Genomic DNA, 802 nt, shown 5'->3' with positions numbered 1-802 from the left:
CACGGCCGGAGCCGACGTCGCTCCCGGTCGGGCCGACGTCGGCTCCGGCCGTGGAGGAGGGACGACCGCTAGGTGCTCAACTCGTACCGATACGGCCGCCCGACGATCACGTCCACTTCGCCGCGTTTCGCCCACCGTCCCAACACGGTCGCGACCCGGTGCGGGCTGTCGATCCCCTCGGTCTCCTCCAAGAGGGCCAGGATCTCCCGCGCCGTCAGCGGCTCCTCGGCGTCGGCGAGCACACCGCGGATCCGCTCGTACTCGTGGGTGTGCATGTGTCTTACAGTACGCGCGCCGAGGGTATAGGTTTCAGTGAGACAGGAGTCGGACGCGCGTCGGACACACGAGCCCGCTACCGCCGGTCCACGGTGCCGCCGGCGACGGACCCGGCCGCCGATCAGACGTACGGGTCCTCGGCCTCGAGGTCGCGTTCCGCGCGATACTGCTCGACGAACTCGCGCACGTCGAACTCCATCATCTCCCGCTCGAACTCGGAGAGGGCGTCGTCGTCCTCGGCGTGGCTGACGGCGTGTTCCATCAGCTCGACGACGAGTTCGACGATCACCTCGTGGAGCCGACGGGAGTCGAAGTCCGACACCCACACCATCGCGTAGCCGACCTCGCCGTCGCCGCTGGCGTCGTGTGTGACGACCGACTCGGGGAACTCCTCCAAGACGACCCCGAGGAGGTGCGGCGTGTCGAACTCCGGCATCTCCTCGCTCGTCGTCTCTATCGCCTCCCGGAGGACGTCGACGAGGAACTCGGGGAGAAACCGCTCCGGCGGGTGGACGTCCATCACGAC

2 protein-coding genes are annotated in these 802 nt (G+C 68.5%); both read right to left on the bottom strand.

The features are described 5' to 3' along the window. Window positions 1–68 precede the first annotated feature (68 nt). Window positions 69–275, bottom strand: a complete 207-nt coding sequence (locus DJ70_RS06125) for a hypothetical protein (protein WP_094531120.1) — start codon at window positions 273–275, stop codon at window positions 69–71. Between the two features lie 122 nt (window positions 276–397). Continuing rightward, a partial coding sequence (locus DJ70_RS06120; protein WP_094531118.1) for a DUF5815 family protein occupies window positions 398–802 on the bottom strand: 405 nt, incomplete at its 5' end.

Source organism: Halorubrum halodurans (assembly GCF_002252985.1).
GTDB classification, from domain to species: Archaea; Halobacteriota; Halobacteria; order Halobacteriales; family Haloferacaceae; genus Halorubrum; species Halorubrum halodurans.
This window is presented reverse-complemented; position numbering and strand designations above follow the sequence as displayed.